At 36.9% G+C, this 22777-nt stretch carries 19 protein-coding genes and 1 other annotated feature; of the genes, 18 read left to right on the plus strand and 1 reads right to left on the minus strand.

Annotated elements, in window-relative coordinates; translation table 11 throughout:
- Positions 1-377: MBL fold metallo-hydrolase (locus tag RQ907_RS01290; RefSeq protein ID WP_311491598.1), on the minus strand; the 377-nt coding region annotated here is incomplete at its 3' end.
- 179 nt (positions 378-556) lie between these two features.
- Between RQ907_RS01290 and RQ907_RS01295 the strand changes: the two genes are divergently transcribed.
- The 18 genes from RQ907_RS01295 to RQ907_RS01380 all read left to right on the plus strand — a co-directional run bounded on the left by RQ907_RS01295 (position 557) and on the right by RQ907_RS01380 (position 22769).
- The gene (locus RQ907_RS01295; protein ID WP_311491599.1) at positions 557-1759 is read left to right on the plus strand and encodes a S41 family peptidase; all 1203 of its coding nucleotides are present in this window, start codon (positions 557-559) and stop codon (positions 1757-1759) included.
- Positions 1760-1798: 39 nt separating this feature from the next.
- Positions 1799-2488 carry an acyl-ACP thioesterase domain-containing protein gene (locus RQ907_RS01300; protein WP_311491600.1) on the plus strand — a complete coding sequence of 230 codons (690 nt, stop codon included), beginning with the start codon at positions 1799-1801 and terminating at the stop codon, positions 2486-2488.
- Entirely contained in the window at positions 2481-3113 is a 633-nt protein-coding gene (locus RQ907_RS01305; protein ID WP_311491601.1) for an HD domain-containing protein, read from the plus strand. The genes RQ907_RS01300 and RQ907_RS01305 overlap by 8 nt, the downstream gene beginning before the upstream one ends.
- A 101-nt stretch (positions 3114-3214) precedes the next feature.
- Positions 3215-4240, plus strand: coding sequence for a [FeFe] hydrogenase H-cluster radical SAM maturase HydE (gene hydE, locus RQ907_RS01310; RefSeq protein WP_311491602.1), 1026 nt, complete (start codon positions 3215-3217; stop codon positions 4238-4240).
- Between the two features lie 409 nt (positions 4241-4649).
- Complete coding sequence (hydG, locus tag RQ907_RS01315; RefSeq protein ID WP_311491603.1) at positions 4650-6068, plus strand: [FeFe] hydrogenase H-cluster radical SAM maturase HydG; 1419 nt, start codon at positions 4650-4652, stop codon at positions 6066-6068.
- The gene (gene hydF, locus RQ907_RS01320; protein WP_311491604.1) at positions 6052-7209 is read left to right on the plus strand and encodes a [FeFe] hydrogenase H-cluster maturation GTPase HydF; all 1158 of its coding nucleotides are present in this window, start codon (positions 6052-6054) and stop codon (positions 7207-7209) included. The genes hydG and hydF overlap by 17 nt, the downstream gene beginning before the upstream one ends.
- Positions 7210-7273: 64 nt before the next feature.
- Positions 7274-7504 (plus strand) — a binding site (T-box leader).
- Between the two features lie 49 nt (positions 7505-7553).
- Positions 7554-8759 (plus strand): amidohydrolase, encoded by a 1206-nt coding sequence (locus RQ907_RS01325; RefSeq protein WP_311491605.1) that lies wholly within the window; start codon positions 7554-7556, stop codon positions 8757-8759.
- The gene (locus tag RQ907_RS01330; protein WP_311491606.1) at positions 8756-9787 is read left to right on the plus strand and encodes a methionine ABC transporter ATP-binding protein; all 1032 of its coding nucleotides are present in this window, start codon (positions 8756-8758) and stop codon (positions 9785-9787) included. Before RQ907_RS01325 ends, RQ907_RS01330 begins: the two co-directional genes overlap by 4 nt.
- The gene (locus RQ907_RS01335; RefSeq protein ID WP_311491607.1) at positions 9774-10439 is read left to right on the plus strand and encodes a methionine ABC transporter permease; all 666 of its coding nucleotides are present in this window, start codon (positions 9774-9776) and stop codon (positions 10437-10439) included. Before RQ907_RS01330 ends, RQ907_RS01335 begins: the two co-directional genes overlap by 14 nt.
- A 68-nt stretch (positions 10440-10507) precedes the next feature.
- Complete coding sequence (locus RQ907_RS01340) at positions 10508-11386, plus strand: MetQ/NlpA family ABC transporter substrate-binding protein (protein WP_311491608.1); 879 nt, start codon at positions 10508-10510, stop codon at positions 11384-11386.
- Between the two features lie 467 nt (positions 11387-11853).
- The gene (locus RQ907_RS01345) at positions 11854-12738 is read left to right on the plus strand and encodes a MetQ/NlpA family ABC transporter substrate-binding protein (protein ID WP_311491609.1); all 885 of its coding nucleotides are present in this window, start codon (positions 11854-11856) and stop codon (positions 12736-12738) included.
- A gap of 98 nt (positions 12739-12836) precedes the next feature.
- Positions 12837-13319: a glutathione peroxidase gene (locus tag RQ907_RS01350; protein WP_311491610.1), complete on the plus strand. Its 483-nt coding sequence runs from the start codon at positions 12837-12839 to the stop codon at positions 13317-13319.
- Positions 13312-13803 (plus strand): hypothetical protein, encoded by a 492-nt coding sequence (locus RQ907_RS01355; RefSeq protein WP_311491611.1) that lies wholly within the window; start codon positions 13312-13314, stop codon positions 13801-13803. The genes RQ907_RS01350 and RQ907_RS01355 overlap by 8 nt, the downstream gene beginning before the upstream one ends.
- A gap of 241 nt (positions 13804-14044) precedes the next feature.
- Positions 14045-17164 (plus strand): isoleucine--tRNA ligase, encoded by a 3120-nt coding sequence (ileS, locus tag RQ907_RS01360; protein WP_311491612.1) that lies wholly within the window; start codon positions 14045-14047, stop codon positions 17162-17164.
- A 111-nt stretch (positions 17165-17275) separates the two neighbouring features.
- Positions 17276-17725, plus strand: a complete 450-nt coding sequence (locus tag RQ907_RS01365) for an NUDIX domain-containing protein (protein WP_311491613.1) — start codon at positions 17276-17278, stop codon at positions 17723-17725.
- A gap of 324 nt (positions 17726-18049) precedes the next feature.
- Positions 18050-19300 (plus strand): hypothetical protein, encoded by a 1251-nt coding sequence (locus RQ907_RS01370; protein ID WP_311491614.1) that lies wholly within the window; start codon positions 18050-18052, stop codon positions 19298-19300.
- 733 nt (positions 19301-20033) lie between these two features.
- Entirely contained in the window at positions 20034-21707 is a 1674-nt protein-coding gene (locus RQ907_RS01375) for an ABC transporter substrate-binding protein (protein ID WP_311491615.1), read from the plus strand.
- 93 nt (positions 21708-21800) lie between these two features.
- Positions 21801-22769: an ABC transporter permease gene (locus tag RQ907_RS01380; protein ID WP_311491616.1), complete on the plus strand. Its 969-nt coding sequence runs from the start codon at positions 21801-21803 to the stop codon at positions 22767-22769.
- Positions 22770-22777 lie beyond the last annotated feature (8 nt).

Genomic DNA, 22777 nt, shown 5'->3' on the forward strand with positions numbered 1-22777 from the left:
CCGAGTCCTTGGAAGTGGGCGTTTTTTATGATATTTTGCCACTGGAAGTCTTCTTTATTTATCCCATTTTCGACCATTTTTCCGTCTTTTTCTGATATATAAATATCACCTACACCTCTATCATCTAGCCACTTGGCGAGTCCTACGTGGTCAGAGTGGAGGTGGGTTAGGAATAGTTTGGTTTTTGGTAAATTTAGGTCTAGCTTTTGGATTAAGTCTTCCATGTTGGCCCTATTTTCGGGATTGTTAAAGCCGGTGTCGATTATCATGGACGAGTCTTCTGATTTTATGACGTAGATATTGATTGATTTGAGGGGATTTCCTGTTAGGGGAAAGATTGCCTGGTAAATATCCTTATAAATTTCTGTAATTTGCATTTTCTATCCTTCCTTTGTAACTTTGTACTCACTTGATTTTTACCCAAAAAGCTTCATAAATATTTACTATTAATGGAAGATGACCTTATTTTTTTATTACAATTTGCCATTTATTGTGATATAATATATATAATTAGTATAAGTGGGCTTAAGGCCCATTTGGAAAGGATTATTAGTTAATGAAAAGATTTGGAAAAGTAATTTTGTCGGTTGTTCTTGTTGGGGCGATTGGCTTTGCAGGTTTCATGCTTGGGTCGAATGTGGATTTGGGCCAGGGTGGAACTACTCGAGATAAAGAATTAATTAGTGAGATGGATTCACTTAAGGGACTTTTGGATAAAAATTTCCTTTTTAAGTATAAGGACGAGGACCTTTATAATGGTGCTCTTAAGGGGATGTTTGCCAACCTTGGCGATCCATATACTTCTTATTATCCAAAAGATGAGTTTAATAAACTTTTGGAAAATCTTGATGGTAGGTATAAGGGAATAGGGGTGACTGTTTCTCCTTCTAAGGAAGGTTTGATTAAGGTTGTCCAAGTTTTTGAAAATTCTCCAGCCAAGGAAGCCGGTATGAAGTCTGGTGACTTTATTAAGACTGTTGAAGGAACAGCCTTTGATGCCAGCGAACTTGATAAGGCAGTTTCCTTGATTAGGGGCGAGCCTGGAACTAAGGTGAAAATCGAAGTCCTAAGGATTAGCAAAAATAAGCCTGATGGCAAGATAATCCCTATGCTTGTTGAAAGACGAGATGTGACTGTAGATACAGTTTATTCGAAGACTATAAATATTGATGGCACAAAGATTGGTTACCTAAGACTTTCTGCCTTTGATGATATAACTTGGGATGATTTTAAGGCCCAATATTCAAAACTTAAAAATTCTGATATAAAAGGACTTGTTTTAGATTTGCGTAATAATCCAGGTGGAGCTCTTGATGTTTGCCTAAATATAGCCGATACCTTCCTTGATAAGGGAGTTATAGTGACAACTGAGGATAAAAATGGCGAAGTAATTACAGAAAAATCTGACGATACCATGGATAAGATACCAATGACAGTCCTAATTAACCAAAATTCTGCATCTGCATCTGAGATTTTGGCTGGTGCCCTTAAAGACAGGGGCAGGGCTAAGATTGTTGGTACAAAGTCATTTGGCAAGGGTATAGTTCAAAAAGTCTTCCCACTTGAAAATGGGGCGGGAGCTAAGATTACCATTAGTGAGTACAAAACACCAAGTGGCAACAAAATCAACAAGGTTGGCGTTAAACCAGATATAGAAATTGAAAACAAAAACCAAGACCTAGACTTAAATGAAAATGACTTTAGGAATGACCAACAATTCTTAAAGGCCTTGGCTGAATTATTGAAAGAACTTAAATAAAAAAAGGGCAGCAACCTGCCCTTTTTTGTTAGGAGACTTATGGAATATACAAAAACCTATGAGATAAGGTCCATGTTTTGTAATGAAAAGGGAATAATCACAATGAAAAGCCTAACGAGCTTGATGGTAGACCTTTCCTTTAGCCAGGCTGGGGAAGTTGAGAAAAATCTTTCGGCTATGAAAAACAAAACTTGGTTGCTCTATAGTTGGGATATAGAAATATTAAAACCACTTATGAAGGGTATGGAGATTGAAATTACAACTATTCCTACCCACATGAAGAGGTTTTACGCCTTTAGGAATTTCCTTGTAAAAAATAGTGGGGAAATTTTTGCCAGAGTCAAGGCTACTTTTATCCTATTTGATATAGAAAAGCAAAGGGCAGGGATAATTTCTAGGGATGTTTTAGATGCCTATGGGCAAAGCCCTGAAATTTACACTGGAAGGGCCTACAAAAAGCCAGATTTTTATGGCAAGGAAAAAGAAATTGCAATTAGAAGGGCAGATTATGATGAAAACCGCCATGTAAACAATGGGGTATATTTTGATTATATAAAGGAAATTCCTGGTTTTGATGAGGAAAATATTTCCTATATCAAAATGATTTACAAAAATCAAATAAAAGATGAGCAAGAGGTTGGACTTTTTTATGAAGATAGTCTAAATAAGGTGGATTTTAAAATAGGGTCAGAAATTGACCACGCATACGGGGTGGTAGAATATGTATAAGGAAGGATTTGGGAACATACCAAACAAGGACAAGGTTAGAAATATGTTGGATGAGGCCTTTAAGGCAAATCCGGGACCTTGGATAATTCACAGCCACATAATAGGAAAGACTAGCGAAAAAATTGCAAGAGAAATCGGCTTAGATCCTGAAATTGCTTTTGCTCTTGGAACTCTTCACGACTTGGGCAAGGCCTATGGACATTTGGAAATGGCACATCTTATGGAAGGCTACAGGATTTTGAGGTTTGAATCTTATTTTTATCCAGCAAGGATTGCCCTGGGCCATGGTTTTGTGACGGATGAGATTTCTTCCTACCATGGAAGGGCGAATGTAAGCGAAAAAGACCAAGAATTTATCAAGGCTTATCTGAAAAAGCGTGACCTTGATATTTATGAGAAGCTATTAATTCTCCTCGATAATTTAATTAAGGATACTTATCTCGGTCTAGAAGAGAGGGAAAATTTGAGAAATATTCCGAGGACTCCAGACAGGGTGGAAAGACTTGAAATTTTAAGGGCTTGGCAAGATGAATTTGAAGGGAAATTAAAAAATCCAATAAAGACCTATTTACCTAGGGTCCGCCATAACAAGTTTCCCTATAATTTATTTGCAAGTGAAAAATAATATTGCAAAAAGGGAAGTTTTGGGTATATTATAGATGAATTTATTTTACCAAACCCGATGGAGGTCCTAGGACCTCCTAATTTTTTTTAAGAAGAGGGCTTATGATAAAAAGAGAAATAAACCATATAGATGACGAAACTTTAAAAAAATGGATAGAAGATGAATCTATGACAGAGATTTTGGTTCAAATGGCAGATGAAATCCGTAGGGAAGTTTACGGAGATAAGGTCTATCTTAGGGGCTTGATTGAGGTTTCTAATATTTGCAAAAATGATTGTTATTATTGTGGAATAAGAAAATCAAATACTCATGTGAACCGCTATAGGCTCGGCAAGGAGGAAATCCTAAGTGCGGCTAGATTTGGATATCAACTTGGTTTTAGGACCTTTGTTATGCAAGGTGGGGAAGACCCTAAATTTAGCCAAGAATTTATGGTTGATGTCTTAAAATCTATCAAGTCAAGGTATCCGGATGTGGCGATTACCCTTTCTTTGGGAGAGAGGTCTTACGATGACTACAAGGCCTTTTTTGATGCAGGTGCCGATAGGTATTTGCTAAGGGAAGAAAGTTCAAATCCGGATCATTACAGTAAGCTCCACCCAAAAGTAATGAATTTAAAAAATAGGCAGGAGTGCCTTTATAATCTCAAAAAAATCGGCTACCAAGTTGGGGGAGGCTTTATGGTTGAAAGTCCCTTCCAAAAGACAGAAGATTTAATAGCAGATTTTAGGTTTCTTGAAAAATTGGAGCCGGATATGGTTGGTATTGGGCCATATTTGGTAAGTCACGATACACCTTTTAGAGATTTTAAGAATGGGTCTTTTACAAAGACTTTGAGGCTTGTTGCCATGTTGAGGATAGTTTTCCCCTACGCCTTAATTCCAGCTACTACAGCCCTAGGCACAGTTAATCCTAAGGGTAGGGAATTGGGCTTAAAGGCAGGAGCTAATGTCCTTATGCCAAACCTAAGTCCTAAGGAAGCCAAAAAAGCATACAACCTTTACGATAACAAGTTAAACACAGGCCTTGAAGCAGCTGAGGCAAAAAAACAGCTGGAAAGAGAAATCGCCTCCTTCGGCTACAGGGTTGTGGATGATAGGGGAGATGTGTCTGATTTTGGAAAATGATCGGCTTGTGGTTTAAATAAATGAAAAAACAAGCATAATATTTGAATGAAGTCAACAATAAATATTGATTACCCAATGTTAAAGACGAGCCCCGCGCTCGTCTTTTTTAATGCTAATTATCATCTTGCAAATTGCTATCTAGCCATTTTCAAATTAAGTGACCAACTCCTCACTGAGCCGGAGGGGCTTTCTATTTGCTATGACAGCAACGATGATTGCTATTAATGTCTGCATGATTTCATCTCCCTTCACCCCGAGGGCAGATGATAACACAATTATTATACCTTACTCTATAAAGATTTTTTATTTACTTTATTAGAATAAATCTAATTTTTTTCTGATTTTATTTTAAATTTGACCAAAAAAGTATTATAATTATAAATGGACATAGAAAAGAAAGAAGGAAAGAATGACAAAATACGATCCTGCAAGTACACACGCAGAAGAATTTATAAATCACGAAGAAATTTTAGATACCCTTGCCTACGGCAGGGAGAACTCCCACAATAGAAAATTGATTACAGAGCTTCTAGAAAAGGCGAGAAAGGCCAAGGGCCTTAGCCACAGGGAAGCTTTTGTGCTTTTATCCTGCAAGGAAGACGACCTAAATGAGGAAATATTCAAACTTGCCAAGGACTTAAAACACAAATTTTACGCAAATAGGATTGTGCTTTTCGCACCCCTTTATTTGTCAAATTATTGTGTAAATGGTTGTGTATATTGCCCTTACCATGGTCAAAATAGGACCATTCCAAGGAAAAAACTAAGCCAAGAAGAAATCAAAGAGCAAGTTATTGCCCTCCAAGATCAAGGCCACAAGAGACTCGCCCTCGAAGCCGGAGAAGACCCTAGGAATAACCCAATTGACTACATACTTGAGTCTATCCATACAATTTATAATATCAAACACAAAAATGGGGCGATTAGGCGTGTAAATGTTAATATAGCAGCCACAACTGTGGAAAATTATAGGAAATTAAAGGAAGCTGAGATTGGTACTTATATCCTCTTCCAAGAAACCTATAACAAGGAAAACTACGAAGCCCTTCACAAGTTTGGGCCAAAATCAAACTACGCCTACCACACAGAAGCCATGGACAGGGCCATGGAAGGAGGCATTGATGATGTGGGCATGGGAGTGCTTTACGGACTAGATTCTTATGAATATGAATTTATCGGTCAATTAATGCACGCTGAGCATATGGAAGCTCGTTTTAATGTTGGACCTCACACAATTTCTGTACCAAGAATCCAACCTGCTGACGATATAGATCCAGACGATTTTGACAATTCTCTATCAGACGATATGTTTGCAAAACTTGTTGCCTGCATCAGGATTTCCGTACCTTACACAGGCATGATTGTTTCAACCCGTGAGTCAGAAGCTATGAGAAATAGGCTTTTAGAGTTAGGAATTAGCCAACTTTCTGGAGGCTCAAAGACATCTGTTGGTGGTTATACAGAACATGAGACCAAGGGAAGTGACCAATTCGAACTAGCTGACAACAGGACTCTTGACGAGGTTGTAAATTGGTTAATAGAAAAAGACCACGTCCCATCATTCTGTACTGCTTGCTACAGGAAGGGCAGGACAGGTGAAGTCTTCATGGGCATGGTCAAAAAACATGGTATAGGCAATATCTGCCATCCAAATGCCCTTGTGACCCTAAAAGAATATGCAGTTGACTATGCGAGTGAAAAAACAGCAGCAAATGCTGATAAGCTAATAAAAAGAGAACTAGAAAATATTCCAAATCCAGAAGTAAGGGAGAGTACTAGGGAAAATATCAAACGTGTCGAGGACGGTCAACGTGACATCTATATCTAAGACAAGCCTTAGCGAAAGAGTCTATATAGGGATTTTTGGCAAGACAAATTCCGGCAAATCTACCCTTTTAAATTACCTAACAGGGCAAGATACAGCTATAGTTTCGCCGATTGAGGGCACAACTACAGACCCAATTAGAAAGGCAATGGAAATAACCGATTTTGGGCCAGTTGTCTTTATAGATACGGCAGGAACAGCTGATCAGACCCAGCTTGGCAAGGAAAGATACGAAAAAACCTTGGCAGAAATAGACAAGGTGGATGTTTTTCTATACGTTTTAAGTTCTGGAGATGATTTAGAAATCATCCCAAAATTTAAGGACAAACCAGTAATATATATAGCTATGAAGGTAGATGCTGGGGATGGAAGTCAAATCCTAAAAGACTTCGCTGGGAAAAATCCAATCGGCGTAGACCTTGGATCTACCAAGTCAAGGGATGAAATTTTTTCTAAAATAAAAGCCCTTTACAAAAAAGAAGACCTCACCATTACCAAAAACTTGGTCAAAAAAGGCGACATGGTAGTCCTAGTCATGCCCCAAGATGCGGCAGCACCAAAGGATAGGCTTATAAAACCACAGGTGATGACCATTAGGGAAATTATCGATAAGGGGGCAAGTGCCATTTGCACAGACCTTTCTAATTTTGAAACAACCATCAAGAGTCTAAATAAAATTGACCTTATTATTACCGACAGTCAGGCCTTTAAGGAAGTCTACGAGCAAAAACCAAGCGATGTGAAACTCACAAGTTTTTCAGTTTTATTTTCAGCCTTTAAGGGAGATTTGGAATATTTTGTAGAATCTGCCCAGGTTTTGGACGGGAATATAAAAAATATTTTAATTGCCGAAGCCTGTACCCATCCTCCGGTAGATGAGGATATAGGAAGTGTGAAGATTCCAAAGCTTATAAAGAAAACCCACCCAGCTATAAATATAGATTTTGCTAGGGGAAATGATCCGATAGCCTATGAAAAGTATGACCTAATCATAGCTTGTGGATCGTGTATGTTTAACAGAACTCATGTTTTATCTAGGGTGGCAAAGGCCAAAGAGGCTGGCACCCCTATGACTAATTATGGGATAGCTATTGCAAAATTAAATGGAATTCTTGAAAAAATTAGCCTTCCAGAGGGAAAATAAAAAAATATTTGACAGGAAAATTTTTAAATGGTATTATACCATTATCAACGAGATAAAAGTTTTACAAAACCATATGACAAGAAGAGTAGTTTAGAAGAATCTTTTTTAGAGAGCTCCGGTTGGTGAAAAGGAGTAAAGAGGCGACTAGATGAAGATGGCCTTGGATGGGATGGGTCGATATGAGATCCATACGGGAATTCCCGTTACAGAATTAGAGTATGTTTGTACTTGATGAGTGTATGTTTGGGTGACCAAGCATAAAATAAGGTGGTAACGCGATTTAAACGTCCTTATATTCCTATGTGGAATATGGGACGTTATTTTTTTATGAAATCGAGGAAGAAATGACTTTAGTAGAAAAGATAAAAGGAGAAATAAAACTTAATAAATACGATATTGTAAATATCCGTAGATACTTGCACGAAAACCCAGAATTATCAAGCAAGGAGTTTGAAACAAGTAAGTATTTAAAGAAAAAGTGCGAAGAGCTGGGTTTTGTTGTAGAAGATGTGCCGGGTTCAACTGGTTTTACAGCCCTATTCGATACAGGTAGGCCTGGCAAGACTCTTGGAATCAGAACCGATTTAGATGCTTTAGCAATCCAAGAAGACCCTTACAATCTCAAAGAGAAAAAGCTGGTTGTATCGAAAAATCCTGGCGTGTCTCATGCTTGTGGCCATGATAGCCATATGACTGTTGCAGTAATTGCTGGGAAAATCCTCAAAGACTTGGCAGATGAAATAAGTGGTAAGATTTATCTTGTTTTTGAAGAAGCCGAGGAAACTGGAGCAGGCATTGATGCAATGGTAGAGCATTTAAAAGATAAGGGCCTTGACGCAGTTTACGGCAACCACCAAAGTCCAGCCCTGGATGTTGGGAAATTTTCTATTATAGAAGGCCCTGCCTATGCAGGGTGTGCAGGAGTTGACTTTGATGTAATCGGCAGGGGAGGTCATGGTTCAAGACCTGATCTTGCAATAAATCCTCTAATAGCAACAGCCCATATTATTACGGGTCTAAATTCTGCTTGGAATAACCAATTAGATTTGGAAAAGCCTGTTAGTTTGGGGATTGGAGCTATAAATGGAGGCTCTGCTGCCAATGTGATTTGCGATAGGGCGAATGTAAAGGGGACCTTAAGGTTTTTCGACCTAGACGAAGGCAAAAAGGCCCTTGAGATTTTAAAAAACCTTGCAGACCTAACTGCAAAAGCCCACGGTTGTTCTGTAGTCTTTAACGACTATAGCAAAATTGTGGCAGAGCCGGTTATAAATGATGAAAACTTGGCCAAGCAAGTCAAGGAAAGCCTTAATAGCCTATATGAAGATGCTTTAATAGCAAGTCCAAAGCTTTGGATTTCAGAATCATTTTATGGTTATTCCAAGCTTTGCCCTACAATTTTCGTAAATTTCGGTACTAGAAATGAAGCGGAGGGAAAGGCATCTGACCTTCATACAGCAAAATTTGACCTAGATGAAAGGGCGATTGACTATGCCCTAGGCCTTGCAATTAAGTTTGCTATAGATTTTTTGAAAGAGAGCGATAAATGATAGAATTAAAAAATATAACAGTGGACTTTGATGGATTCAAAGCAGTAGATGATGTTAGTTTGACAATTAAAGAGCAAGACACCTTTGGGATTGTAGGTTTTTCTGGAGCTGGAAAGTCAACCCTTGTTAGGACCATAAACCTCCTCCAAAGACCAAGCCAAGGCCAAGTCCTAATTAATGGAGAAAACCTTCTGGACTTATCAAATAAAGACCTAAGGGCAAGGAGAAAAAAGATTGGAATGATTTTCCAACATTTCAACCTCCTAAACAACCTTACAGTTATTGACAATGTAATATTTCCTATAAAAAAAGATAAGTCTTTGAGTAAGGAAGAAAAAAGAAAAAAAGCCTTAGACCTCTTAGAAACAGTAGGCATTAAGGATAAGGCTAATGCTTATCCAAGTGAATTATCAGGTGGTCAGCAACAAAGATGTGCCATAGCAAGGGCCCTTGCTTCTGATCCGGAAATCCTACTTTGTGATGAGGCCACAAGTGCTCTAGACCCAAAGACAACCAAGCAAATTTTGAAATTGCTTAAGGACTTAAATGACAAATTAAAGTTAACTGTGGTAATAATCACCCACCAGATGGACGTGGTCAAGGACCTTTGCAACAAGTGCGCAGTTATGCAAGATGGCAAGGTTATAGAATCTGGTTCAACCTTGGATATATTCTCAGATCCAAAAAACAAACTCACCAAGGAATTTGTGGAAACTTCCACAAATATTTCAGAAACCATAGAAGAAGTCAAATCCAATATAGGCATCCTCAAGGATGATGAAATCCTAGCCAAATTATCATATTTGGGCCAATCAACCACAGAGCCAATTATCAATGAATTATTTGAAAAATTCGGAGTTAGGACCAATATCCTAGCAGGAAATATAGAATTTATCAATGGAACAGCAGTTGGCAACTTAATCGTAAGCTTTAAGGGCGATGACGATAAGTTGGTAGAAGTAAGCACTTATCTAAAGGATAAGGGTACAAACTTAGAAATATTAGGAGGTAAGGATGGGATTTTTTAGTTATTCCCTATCTATAAAAGACAGGATTATAAGCGATTTTAAAGTAACCCTATATATGTTAGTTATATCTGCAATTTTTGCAGGCATAATGGGACTAATCTTGGGCGTAATAATGGTAGTTACAGACAAGGATAGGATTTTAGAAAATAGGATAATTTACAGCATCTTAGATAAATTAACCAACCTCTTTAGGGCCATTCCCTTTGTAATCTTATTAGCCCTTATAGCTCCCTTTACCAAAGCTATAATAGGAACAAGGATAGGAGCTACAGCGGCTATTGTACCCCTAACATTTTCTGCAGTACCATTTTTTGCAAGACAGGTTGAACAAGCCCTTGCAGATGTTAATAGTGGAAAGGTTGAAGCCGCAGAAGCTATGGGACTAAGCCCTGTAGAAATTATTACCAGAGTTTACCTAAGAGAAGGACTACCAAGTTTGATTAGAGTTTCATCTATCACCCTAATTTCACTCTTGGGACTAACTGCTATGGCTGGTACTGTTGGAGCTGGTGGTATAGGCGATTTAGCCATAGCCGTAGGCTACCAAAGGTACAAAGACGATGTCGTAATAGTATCAGTTATACTAATATTAATTGTAGTTTACCTTATCCAAGGTCTTGCTAATTACCTAATTAGAAAGACAAGTCATTAGAGAAATCATCTTGAGAGAGATTTCATATAAATTTGTTGGAATGTTGCTAAATAAAAAAGGAGAAGAAAATGAAATTAACTAGCAAAATAGCCCTAGCACTAGGCTTGATAGTGACTTTAACAGCTTGTGGAAGCGGAGCGGAAAAGAAGGAAGAAGCTCCAAAGGAAGAAGCTAAGACAGAAAGTAAGGACACAGGAGAAACAGCAAAATCAACTGACCCAGTCCACATAAAAATAGGTGTAGTTGGTGAATACAACGAAGTTTTAGAAGAAGTTATCAAAAGATATGAAAAGGGAACAGGCAATACTGTTGAATTAGTAAAATTCTCAGACTATGCCCAACCAAATGAAGCCCTTCTTGCTGGAGACATAGACCTAAACGCCTACCAACACTACAAATTCCTAAAAGAATTTAATGAAGATAAGGGAAGCGACCTTGTATCTATAGGAGATACCATGCTTGCACCAATAACCCTATATTCTCATAAGGTAAAAAAACTTGAAGACATAAAAGAAGGGGCAAAAATAGCTATACCAAACGACCCATCAAATGGATCAAGAGCCCTATTCCTACTTCAAGATGCAGGCCTAATCAAAGTTGAAGGCGAACCAGGAGATACAATTGGAGTAGATAAGATAAAAGAAAATCCTAAAAAACTTGAAATTATAGAAATGGATGCATCTCAAACTGCCAGAAGTCTAGATGACGTAGACTGCGCAGTAGTAAATGACACCTTTGCCCTAGACGCAGGCCTAGACAAAAACGAAGGAATCTACGTAGAAGATCCAAAGAGCGAATCAGTAAAACAATACATCAACCTAATAGCAGCAAGAAAAGAAGACGAAAACAACGAAGCCTACAAAGAATTCGTAAAATACTACCAAACAGACGAAACCAAAAAAGACTTCGAAAGAATAACCAAGGGAGCATGGATACCTGCGTGGTAAGTCGGCATACCGACTTGCAAAGTAGCGAAGCGCTTTGCAATTTATTGCCCCACTTGTTTAGAAAAAACAAGTGGGGTTTTATATGAGCGTTAAATCCCCTTGTATGGGGATTTAAAAGCGGAGTATGAACAAGAATAAGACCTAAACTTTGAAAGATAAATAAAAAAACAGGCGAGGGTCGCAAAGTAGCGAAGCGCTTTGCGATTCATTGCCCCACTTGTTTAGAAAAAACAAGTGGGGTTTTATATGAGCGTTAAATCCCCTTGTATGGGGATTTAAAAGCGGAGTATGAACAAGAATAAGACCTAAACTTTGAAAGATAAATAAAAAAACAGGCGAGGGTCGACAGTAGCGCAGTGCTTTGCGATTCATACATACTTAGTTTAGAAAAGTTAGAATAAGAAAAGAATAAGTTGGAAAAGAAAAGAATAAATTAGAAAAGAATAAGAAAATAATAAGGAAGAAATATGAAAAAAATTAGCAAAATTTTAATAGCTATACTTGCATTAGCAAGTTTTACAGCTTGTGGAGCAAAAAACCAAGAAGCTAAGGCAGGAAAAGCCTCAGAACAAACAAAGACAGAAGTAGCAAGCGAAGATAAGTTTAAGGATAAGGATGTAATAAAACTTGGACTTATTGGCGAAAATAACGAAGATTGGGATGACGTTGCTAAAAGATTCGAAAAGGCAACTGGCAAAAAATTAGAAATTGTTAAATTTTCTGAGTACAGGGAACCAAACGAAGCCCTATTAGCTGGAGATATAGATATAAATGCCTTCCAACACAAAAAATTCCTAGAAGATTTCAACCAAGCATCTGGTTCTGATATAGTTTCTATAGGTGATACAGCCATAGCACCACTAGGTATTTATTCATCTAAAATCAAAGATATAAAGGACCTAAAAGACGGAGCTAAGGTTACCATACCAGATGACCCATCAAACGGAGCTAGGGCTCTCTTCCTCCTCCAATCAGCTGGCCTAATTAAAGTAAATGGCAAGGAGGGAGATGCCATAACTCCTGCTGATATAAAAGAAAATCCAAAAAAACTCGAAATCATAGAATTATCAGCAGCCCAAACAGCAAGGAGCTTGGATGATTCTGATATAGCAGTTATAAACTCAGGAATGGCTGTAGATGCAGGTTTTATCCCAACTAGAGATGCTATTTTCCTAGAAGATTACAAGGATCCAGCCAAGGCAATTTATGTAAATATAGTAGCTTGCCTAAAGGAGAATGCTAATAGCCAAACCTTAAAAGACTTGGTAGAAAATTATTACCAAACAGCAGAAACTGCAAAAATAATTAAAGAAAAAACAAAAGGTTCATCAGTACCAGTCTTTGATTATTAAAACTAGCCCAGGCTTCAACCTGGGTTTTTTATTACAAAATATATAACTGAATTTCATCAAAAAAGCTGTATAATGCTTATATAAGATTAGGAGTTATTATGACAACAATTTATGATTTTACAGTAAAAAATGACAAGGGAGAGGACGTTAGCCTATCAAAATACAAGGGCAAGGTCTTATTAATAGTAAATACTGCGACCAAATGTGGTTTTACCAAGCAATATGATGGTTTAGAAGAACTTTATAAAAAATATAAGGATAGGGGTTTTGAAATCCTAGATTTTCCTTGTAACCAATTTGCAGGCCAAGCACCTGGCACAATCGAAGAAATTAACAATTTCTGTGCCCTAAATTTTGGAACAAGCTTTGATCGCTTTGATAAAATAGAAGTAAATGGGGAAAATGAAGCTCCACTTTACACTTATCTAAAAGACCAAATTTCTGGTAAATTATCTAAAAAAATTAGGTGGAATTTTACAAAATTTTTGATCGGTAAGGATGGAGTGCCAGTTAAAAGATACGATTCTATGAAAAAACCAGCCAATATTGCAAAAGATATAGAGGGACTCCTAGATGATTAAGGATAAGTTTGTAGATTTAGCCTACGATTCATTGAGATATTACCTAGAAACAGGTAAATACCTTGATAAGTACGATGAGGAATTTAAGGATAACCACAACGGAGTTTTGATACAAATAAGTAAGGGTGACAGGCACGAAAGGTCAGGCTCTATTTATCCAACCAGGGCCAATATCGCCCTAGATATTATACACGAAGTTGTAAATTTAGGGGTCTTTGACAATGCCTTTGCCCTTAAATTAAAAGACCTAGATGATATTTATATCCAAGTTTTGGAGATAAACAAGGTAGAGCAAATTGAAAATATCGAAGATTTTGGGGTTTATTCAGGACTTTTACTTTCTTATGCTAATAATCCTGTCGTGGTTTTTAGGGAAGAGTACGAAACAGACTACCAGATGTTTGAAGATGCCAAGGATTTGGCAAATGTAGACGATTTTAATATTTATACCCTAGAAAAATTTAAGATTATAAGACATATTTGACAAATTGGGGTAAAATAGTACATTAGAGTAAGAATATTGACTATATAAAGAGGAGTAATTTATAAAAAACCTTCAGAGAGGCATGGTTGGTGAGAATGCTAGGGGATTTATAGACGAAAATCACTTTATTGTTTGATAGGTGAAAACATTAGCCTATCAGGAATGCCAAGCCTTAAGAGCAAACTAGGAAATAAGTGGACCGTCTGTATGGACGGTCCTTTTTTATTAGAAAGGAAAAATTATGTGCGACTTAAAATTTGAAGAAGTCAATTCCAAAGATGTTAAATCTAGGGAAGCGAAACTAAAAGATTATTGGAATGAAATTGACCTTTTAGGAGAAACCTTCAAGACACGTGAAAATGCAGATGAATACGTAATCTACGATGGTCCTCCAACAGCTAACGGCAAGCCAGGTATCCACCACGTTATAGCAAGGACCCTAAAGGATATGACCAGCCGTTACAAAAATATGAAAGGCTACAAGGTTTTAAAAAAAGCCGGTTGGGACACTCACGGTTTGCCAGTTGAAATCGAAGTTGAAAAGCAATTAGGTTTTCACGATAAAAACGATATTGAACAATACGGTATAGAAAAATTCAACCACCTATGCAAGGAATCTGTTTGGAAATATTCTGATATGTGGAGAGACATGTCAGATAGGATGGCCTTTCTTTACGATATGGACCACCCATATGTAACTATGGATAATAATTACATAGAAACTGAGTGGTGGTTATTAGACCAAGCCTTCAAAAAAGGCTACATTTACGAAGGTGCAAAGGTTATGCCATATTGCCCAAGATGTGGTACTGGTCTTGCTAGCCACGAAGTTGCCCAAGGATATGAATTTGAAAAGACCCTTACCCTTACTGTTAGGTTTAAGAAAAAGGGTGCTGACAATGAATATTTCCTAGCATGGACAACTACACCTTGGACTCTTCCATCAAACCTTGCTCTTGCTGTTAATCCAGAATTAGATTATGTAAAAGTTTTTGACAAGGAAGATTCTTGCTACTACTACATGGCAAAATCTTTGATGGGAAAACTTATGGATAAGAGAGACTACGAAGTTGTCGAAGAAATGAAGGGTGCTGACCTTGAGCTTTTGGAATATGAGCAATTGATGCCATATGTTAAGACTCAACCAGGCAAGGCCTTTAAGGTTATCCTTGCTGATTATGTTTCTGCAGAAGACGGTACAGGTATAGTTCACATCGCACCAGCCTTTGGTGAGGACGACTACCAAGCTTGCAGAAAATATGACCTAGACTTCATACAACCAGTTGACCTTGAAGGTAGGTTTACAGAAACTCCTTGGAAGGGCGAATTTGTTTTTGATACAAACGAAAAAATTTGGAGACATTTACAAGAAGAAGGCAAGGTTTTTGCCAAAGAAACCATGGAACACAACTATCCACACTGTTGGAGATGCCATACACCTTTGATTTATTATGCTAGGCCATCTTGGTATATAGAAATGTCCAAATTCTCAGGCAAAATGGTAGAAAATAACCAGACTGTAAACTGGTTCCCACAAACTATCGGTGATAAGAGATTTGGAAACTGGCTAGAAAATGTTAAAGACTGGGCAATTTCAAGATCAAGATATTGGGGAACACCTCTAAATATCTGGAGATGTGAGTGTGGTCATACAGATACAGTTGCAAGTAGAGCAGAGCTAAAAGAGCGCGCAATCGAAGATATTTCAGAAGATATAGAACTTCACAGACCATATGTAGACAATGTCCACATCAAGTGTGACAAGTGCGGTGGCACTATGACTAGGGTTCCAGATGTACTAGACGTTTGGTTTGACTCTGGAGCTATGCCTTTCGCTCAATTACATTATCCATTTGAAAATAAGGAATTATTTGAAGAAGGTTATTATCCAGCAGACTTTATCTGTGAAGGTATAGACCAAACAAGAGGTTGGTTCTATTCATTAATGGCAATTTCAACTATAACCATGGGTAGGGCACCATATAAAAATGTCCTTGTAAATGACTTGGTTGTAGATAAAAACGGCCAAAAAATGTCAAAATCAAGAGGAAACACCCTTGATCCGTTTGCGCTTTTTGACAAGTACGGGGCAGATGCAGTGAGATTTTATTCCCTATATGTATCACCGGCTTGGATGCAAACTAAGTTTGATGAAAAAGGCCTTGTGGAAGTTAAAAACAACTTCTTTAGGACTTTTGAAAACGTCTATAACTTCTTTAGCCTCTATGCAGGTACAGATGGGCTCACTCTTGCTGATATCAAGTCATTTGAGGGAGTAAAAGTAGACGGTATTGACCGCTGGCTATATTCAAGATTAAATACTTTGATTAAATCTTATTACGAAGAAATGGAAAACTTTAACTACAACAAGGTAGTTCATGAGATTTCTGATTTCGTTGTAGAAGACTTGTCAAATTGGTATATCAGACGTAATAGAAAGAGATTTTGGTCCCAAGACCTTACAGATTCTAAGAAGAGCGTTTATAAGACAACCTATGATGTTTTGCTAAGCCTATCTAAGTTAATTGCGCCAATTACCCCATTCTTGGCAGAAGAAATCTACCAAAAATTAACTGGAGGAAAGACTGTTCACACAGAAATCTTGCCACAAGTAGATGAAAGTCTGATAGATTCTAAGCTAGAGGCTGATATGGACTTAGTAAGAAAGATTGTAAACCTAGGCCGTGCTTCTAGGGAAAAGGAAGCAATCAAGGTACGCCAACCACTTTCAAAGATAATCGTGGATGGTTCTTATAAGGAAAGGCTTGAAAACCTCCTTGGTTTGATAAAGGAAGAATTAAATGTCAAGGAAGTTGATTTTGAAGATGACCTTTCAGATTTCATGGATTATTTCTTAAAACCTGATTTTAGAGTAGTTGGTAGGATTTTCCAATCAAAGGTAAATGACTTTGCCAAATACCTTGCATCTACAGATGCCAAGACCTTTATAGACCAGGTAAACCAAGGACCTGTTAAGGTAGAAATTGGCGGGGAAGAATTTGAAGTTAGCAAAGACTACCTAGATATTAGAATTACTGCCAAGGAAGGTTTCGATGTAGAAATTGACGGCAATGTCTTTGTTATCCTTGATACAGAAATCACCGAAGACCTAAAAGACGAAGGTTATGCTAGAGAATTTATCTCAAAAATCCAAAACCTAAGAAAGGATTCTGGTTTTGAGGTAACTGATAGGATAAATATTTCCTATGAAGCTGACGCAGACTTAGCTAAGTCACTAGATAAGTTCGCAGAAGATATCAAAAAGGAAACCCTAGCAGATAAGCTTGAAAAGACAGACCTAAGTGTTGAAAAAACTCCACTTAACGATAAAGAAATTAAAATTAGTCTAGAAAGACTATAAATATAGAAAAAGCTTGTGACTTATTGACCTCACCTATAAAACTGGATTCTGGGTGAGGGTCAGGCTTGCAAGCTTTTTTTCTTTGGCATATAATTTTTGGAGGAGTAAGATATGAAAACTGTTTTAATGAATATGGTAAAAATTTACAATAAAAAGACCGGCCAAGTTTTGGTTTTAGATAAGGTCAAGAAATACGGTTGGGAAGGCCTAACCTTTCCAGGTGGCAAGGTGGAAGTTGGAGAATCTTTCGTAGATTCAGTCATAAGGGAAGCCAAGGAAGAAACTAATCTTGATATCAAAAACCCTAACTTAGTAGGAATCATTACCTGGATTTCTGATGAAGGCAAGGATGTTGGATTAATCTACGAAACTACTGACTTTGAGGGCGACTTGGTAGAGGAAAATAGGGAAGGCAGCCTCTTCTGGATGGACTATGAAGAATTTAAAAATACACAACCCAAATCCATGTCTATGGATAAAATCCTCGGCATCTACGAAGGAAAGTACAGGGAAGTTTTCTGGGATTTTAGGAATGGCAAGGAAGAAATAAGTTATTTTTAGAAAGATTAGGGAAAAACCTAGTCTTTTTTTGGACTTCTTAGTTATATTTTGCTTACAAAAATTTTAAGAGTTTTCAAGGAATAAATCTTATATAATAAAAGAAAACATTGTTAATTTTGCTTTCCTATGATAAAATAGCCTTAAGTGTAATACATGTTGCCAAACATTAGCTTTCTAACTTGATAGGTGGCTGCTTACCTAAGACTTATGCAAATAAAGCAAGTAAAAAGAGACCTGTAAAAAATCAAGCTATTGGAAAATTAAGGTCCAAATGGTGGTAGTCTTATAAGAGGAAGGTTTTTTGAAAAATATAAGGAGTAACTAATGAAAAGAGCACTTGTTATAACTTTACTAGCCCTAGGTCTTGTGGCTTGTGATAAAAAAGATTTAGATGACCCACGAGTAAAGGAAGCTTTAAATCAAGCCAAGTTAGATGTGAACACAGAAGATGACTCAGTTTCTAATGAAGAAGAAAAGCAGGATAAGCAACAAGAAGATGAAGAAATAAATAGGACCTACCCAGAAGATGAGGTCAAAAAAGATGTAATATCAGTTGAAAAATCAGCAAAAAAAGACAACGAAGATAAGGAAGAAAAGAAAAAACTAGATAAAACCGCCAAGGAAAAAGAATATAAGAAAAAATCTGACAAAAGTAAAAAGGATTCCGACAAAAAATCAAAAGAAGATAGAAAAGAGCCAGGAAAAGAAGACGAAAAAGACCTCACAGAGGATGACATTTTCTTTTCAAACTATGACCTAGTCACCATAAGGGGAGGCGAAGTCTGCTCTGCCCTTACAGACCTAAGAGATTACAGCGAAAATTTCGAGGCAACCTATGTTCCATTTTCAAATAATATCTTTGTCCTAGGCTCTTATGACGACAAAGACTTTTCTATTAAAAAGATAAATGGGGAAGACTTGACCCTGCTTTATGATTTCAAGGACCATGAAGACTTTAGGCCGAAAGGCATGATTGGCGATAAGATTTATGGAATCTACTATGATAATAGAGATGACACTGTGGAAACTGATAAAAACCAGTCAGGTCTTGCCTATGTTGACCTAAAAACAGGTAAGCTAAATATTTATGAAGCGACCAAGTATAAATACGAAATTGTGGACCAAGTAGCAGTCACAGATAAAGAGATTTTATTTACCAAGTTTAACAAGTACCAGAAAACAGAATTATATAAGCTTGATCCAGCAAAAGGCCTTGACCAAAAGGCAGAGCTTTTAGAAAAAAATACCGACCAAAACTATTTATTTTCGGCCAAATATTTTGAAGATGGCAAGGCTAAGTATGAAATTTTCAAATCAAGTGATGGTTACCTAAAGATAAAGGATGTGACCTATAAATTGTCCGATAGAGTAAGCTTTATCGGTCAAAACATGATTACTTGCCAAGGCGTAAAATTCGATAAGGCCAAGCACCTCTTTAAGATGGATATAGTAAATTATCTGACAGGTGAAACTATAGAAAAAGACTTGGAAACCTATGGCTATAGGGTTTACAAAGGAAAATTATATTATATAGACTATGACAAAAAGGTCCAAAGCCTCGATATTGGCTTATAAAAGTCCCCTCCAAGGGGATTTTTTTATTGGCAAAATTTTATAAGGAAATTATTTAGATAAAATTATGAAAAGTAGTTTCAAAAACTAGATGAGAATTTTTGTGAAAATTCCTATAATTTCACCGATAAAAAAATCACTGGCCGATAAGATCTATGATAGGGAAAGGATATTTGCCCATTTTTGCCATAATAATCTATAGCAATATTTATAAGCAAAATTTTAGGATTTAAAAACATAAACTTGAATTAAAAATAAAGGTGCATCTAAATGGGATTTAGGATAAAAATACAAGTCTGAATAAAAAACGATTTCATAGACTATAAAGAAATAAGTTATAAAGTCAAAAAAATAACAAACAAAAAAATTCCTAATTTATATTATAAAAAATAATGAAAATTTATTAATAAAATAAAGTTAAAAGATTTCTGCAAAAATTACATGATAATAGAAAAAATGTCAAAACAGCCTATAAAAATAAGGAGTCATATGGATTTTTTGCCTTTGCATTAGGATGGTAAATGTGATAGTGGAGCGAAAAAGTAGGAAATAAAAATTTTATACTTGGTTGGGCTTGGACTTATCAAAGATATTTAAAAGTATTTTCAAATATCTAAATAAATTTGAAAATATTTTTATGATATATTATAATTAACCTAATAAAAAAATGTTTTCTAATTATAAAAAACTTGAGAGATAAGGTGGAAAATATTTTAAATTTTTATTAGGAGGAAAAATGAAAAAGAATTATGTTTTAGGTCTAGCCCTATCAGCTATTATGCTCCTTACATCTTGTGGTGGAGCAAAGGCACCTGACAAAAAAAATCAAGACGCAAAGGGCGAAACAAAAGTAGAAGAGACAGCCAAGAGCGATAGTGGTGAAAAATCACTAAGAATGTTGTTTGATAAGCAAGGCGAAGGCACAAATTTCGATACACCTTGGTGGAACCGTGGAGATATCTACAAGGTTATTAGCTTCAGATCTCTTTTTAAGGCAAATTCAGACCTAACAGAATTTAAGGAAGACCTTCTTGATTCTTATACCATGGCCGATGATGGAATGACTTATGAATTTAAGTTAAAAGATGGTTTGAAATGGTCAGATGGTTCAGATTTGACTTCTGATGATGTGAAGTTTTCTATCGAAGGAGCCCTTAAGGGTGCCAAGGTGAACTCAATTTACAAGTCAGCCTTTTCTTCAATCAAGGGAGCTAGCGAATACAAGGAAGGCAAGGCTAAAGAAGTGGCAGGTCTAAAGGCTGATGGCAATAAGCTAACAATGGAAATGGACAAGTCAGTTGGCAATATGGTTCCAATTCTTTCCCAATTTGCAATCCTTCCTAAGGCTGGTTTTGAAGGTGTTGATATGACAGAATACCACACTGCAGATTTTTGGAAAAATCCAATCACAAATGGTATGTACAAGGTTAAGGAAGTTGCAACAGATTCCTACCTAGCCCTTGAAGTAAATGAAAATTACGAAGGACAAAAACCAAAAATAAAATCTGTGGTAGTAAATATTGTCCCATCTGATGCTAAACTTAATTCGGTTTTAGGCGACCAGGCAGACGTATTTAATTCTAAAGTTCCAACAGAAATCCAAGCAGTTTCAGAAAAGAAAAATTGGGAAGGCCAAACTGTTGACACACTTTTCTATTACTATCTAGTATTTAACCAAACAGGCAACGACCAAAAACCAGCCAATAAATGGATTCAAAACCCTAAATTTAGACAAGCTATCTACTATGCAATCGATAGGGAAAACCTAACAAAGAACCTCTTCCCAGGGCTTGCAGAAGTTTCTACCTACGGCGTACCAGGAAAAGATAAGGACAACAAAGAAGACAAGGCTGAAAAATATGCTTACAATCCAGAAAAAGCCAAAGAACTCCTAAAGGAAATTGGTTATACATCTGATAGTCCACTTGAATTTAGGTATTACATGGCAGACCAATCTTCGGTAGATCTTTATAATTCTATAGCACAAAACCTACAAGATGTTGGTATTGCAGTAAATGTACAAAAATTTGCTGGAGATGCTACCCAAGAATTAATGGAACTTAGAAATTACGATTTTGCCCTAAAGGGTCTATCAGCCTTTGGTTATGAAGAGTGGTACGGAGAATATGTTCCAGCTAATAATAACCTTGTAAGAGTATTCGGTCAAGAAGTTGGCAAGAAATACGAAGACCTCTACAATAAACTCCTTCAAGAAACTGACAAGGCAAAAAGAGGAGAAATTTTAAAAGACCTACAAAAAATCGAATCAGAGGACCTATCAAAAGAAGTAATCTTCATGCTTAAGAACGAAATACTTGTAAATACTGACAATGTAAATACAAACGGGGCTAAGTTTACAAATCCATGGTTTGCAGCGGACATAGGATTTGAAAATTGGGAGCTTAAGTAGTTATTGATTAAGGGGCGACACCTGTTGCTCCTTTAATTTTATAAAGACCCTTAAAAGTCACTTGTAAAAAAACTTTTTCAAAGGAGAAAATATATGAAAAGCAGTGGCAATATATTTAAATACATAATAAAGAAATTAATTCAGATGATACCTATGCTTGTAGTGATTTCTTTTTTGATCTTTGTGGCCCTTAAATTTATGCCGATAGATCCGATAAACTATCTCCTACCACCAGGCACAGCCAGAGACCCAGCTGTTATTGCAGAACTTAGAGCTAGGTACGGCCTAGATGATCCGATTTTCATCCAATACGCAAGGTGGATAGGCCAGGTTGTAAAGGGAGACTTCGGCTATTCTATAATTAATGGTCAACCAATCAAAGAAATTTTGGCACAAAAATTGCCAGCCACAGTTGAGCTTGCCCTAGCAGCCCTTATTATTTCATCTGTTTTGGGAATACTTTTAGGAATCCTATCAGCAGTTAACCAAAATGGGCCAATTGACTATATAGCAAGAGTTTTAGGTGTAATAGGTCAATCAATTCCAGAATTTTTATTTGGTATTGTTTTGATTTCAGTTTTCGCCTTAAGTCTGGGATGGTTTCCAGTTGGAGGCAGAAATGTCTATGGGATGACAGGTTTTATGGACAGGGCAAAAAACCTAGTCCTACCAGCTATGGCCCTTTCAATTGCCATGATTGCAACAGTCCTTAGGTACACAAGAAACTCCATGCTGGGAGTTATGAACCAAGAATATATAAAAACAGCAAGAAGCAAGGGAATCCCTGAATGGAAGGTTTACCTAAAACACGCCTTTAGAAATTCCATGGGACCAATTCTTGTTACCATCATGTTAAGAATCCCAGGACTCATCGGTGGTTCAGTTGTAATAGAATCAGTATTTAACTGGCCAGGTCTTGGGTCAACACTTATGGGAGCTGTAACAAGTGGTGACTATCCGATAATCATGGTAACTACCCTCTTCATAGCGACAGTTATGTTAATTATTTCCTTCATGGTTGACGTCCTAAGCGCCATCCTTGACCCAAGAATTAGATTGTAGGTGAAATT

It is taken from the genome of uncultured Anaerococcus sp. (assembly GCF_963510575.1).
Lineage (GTDB): Bacteria > Bacillota > Clostridia > Tissierellales > Peptoniphilaceae > Anaerococcus.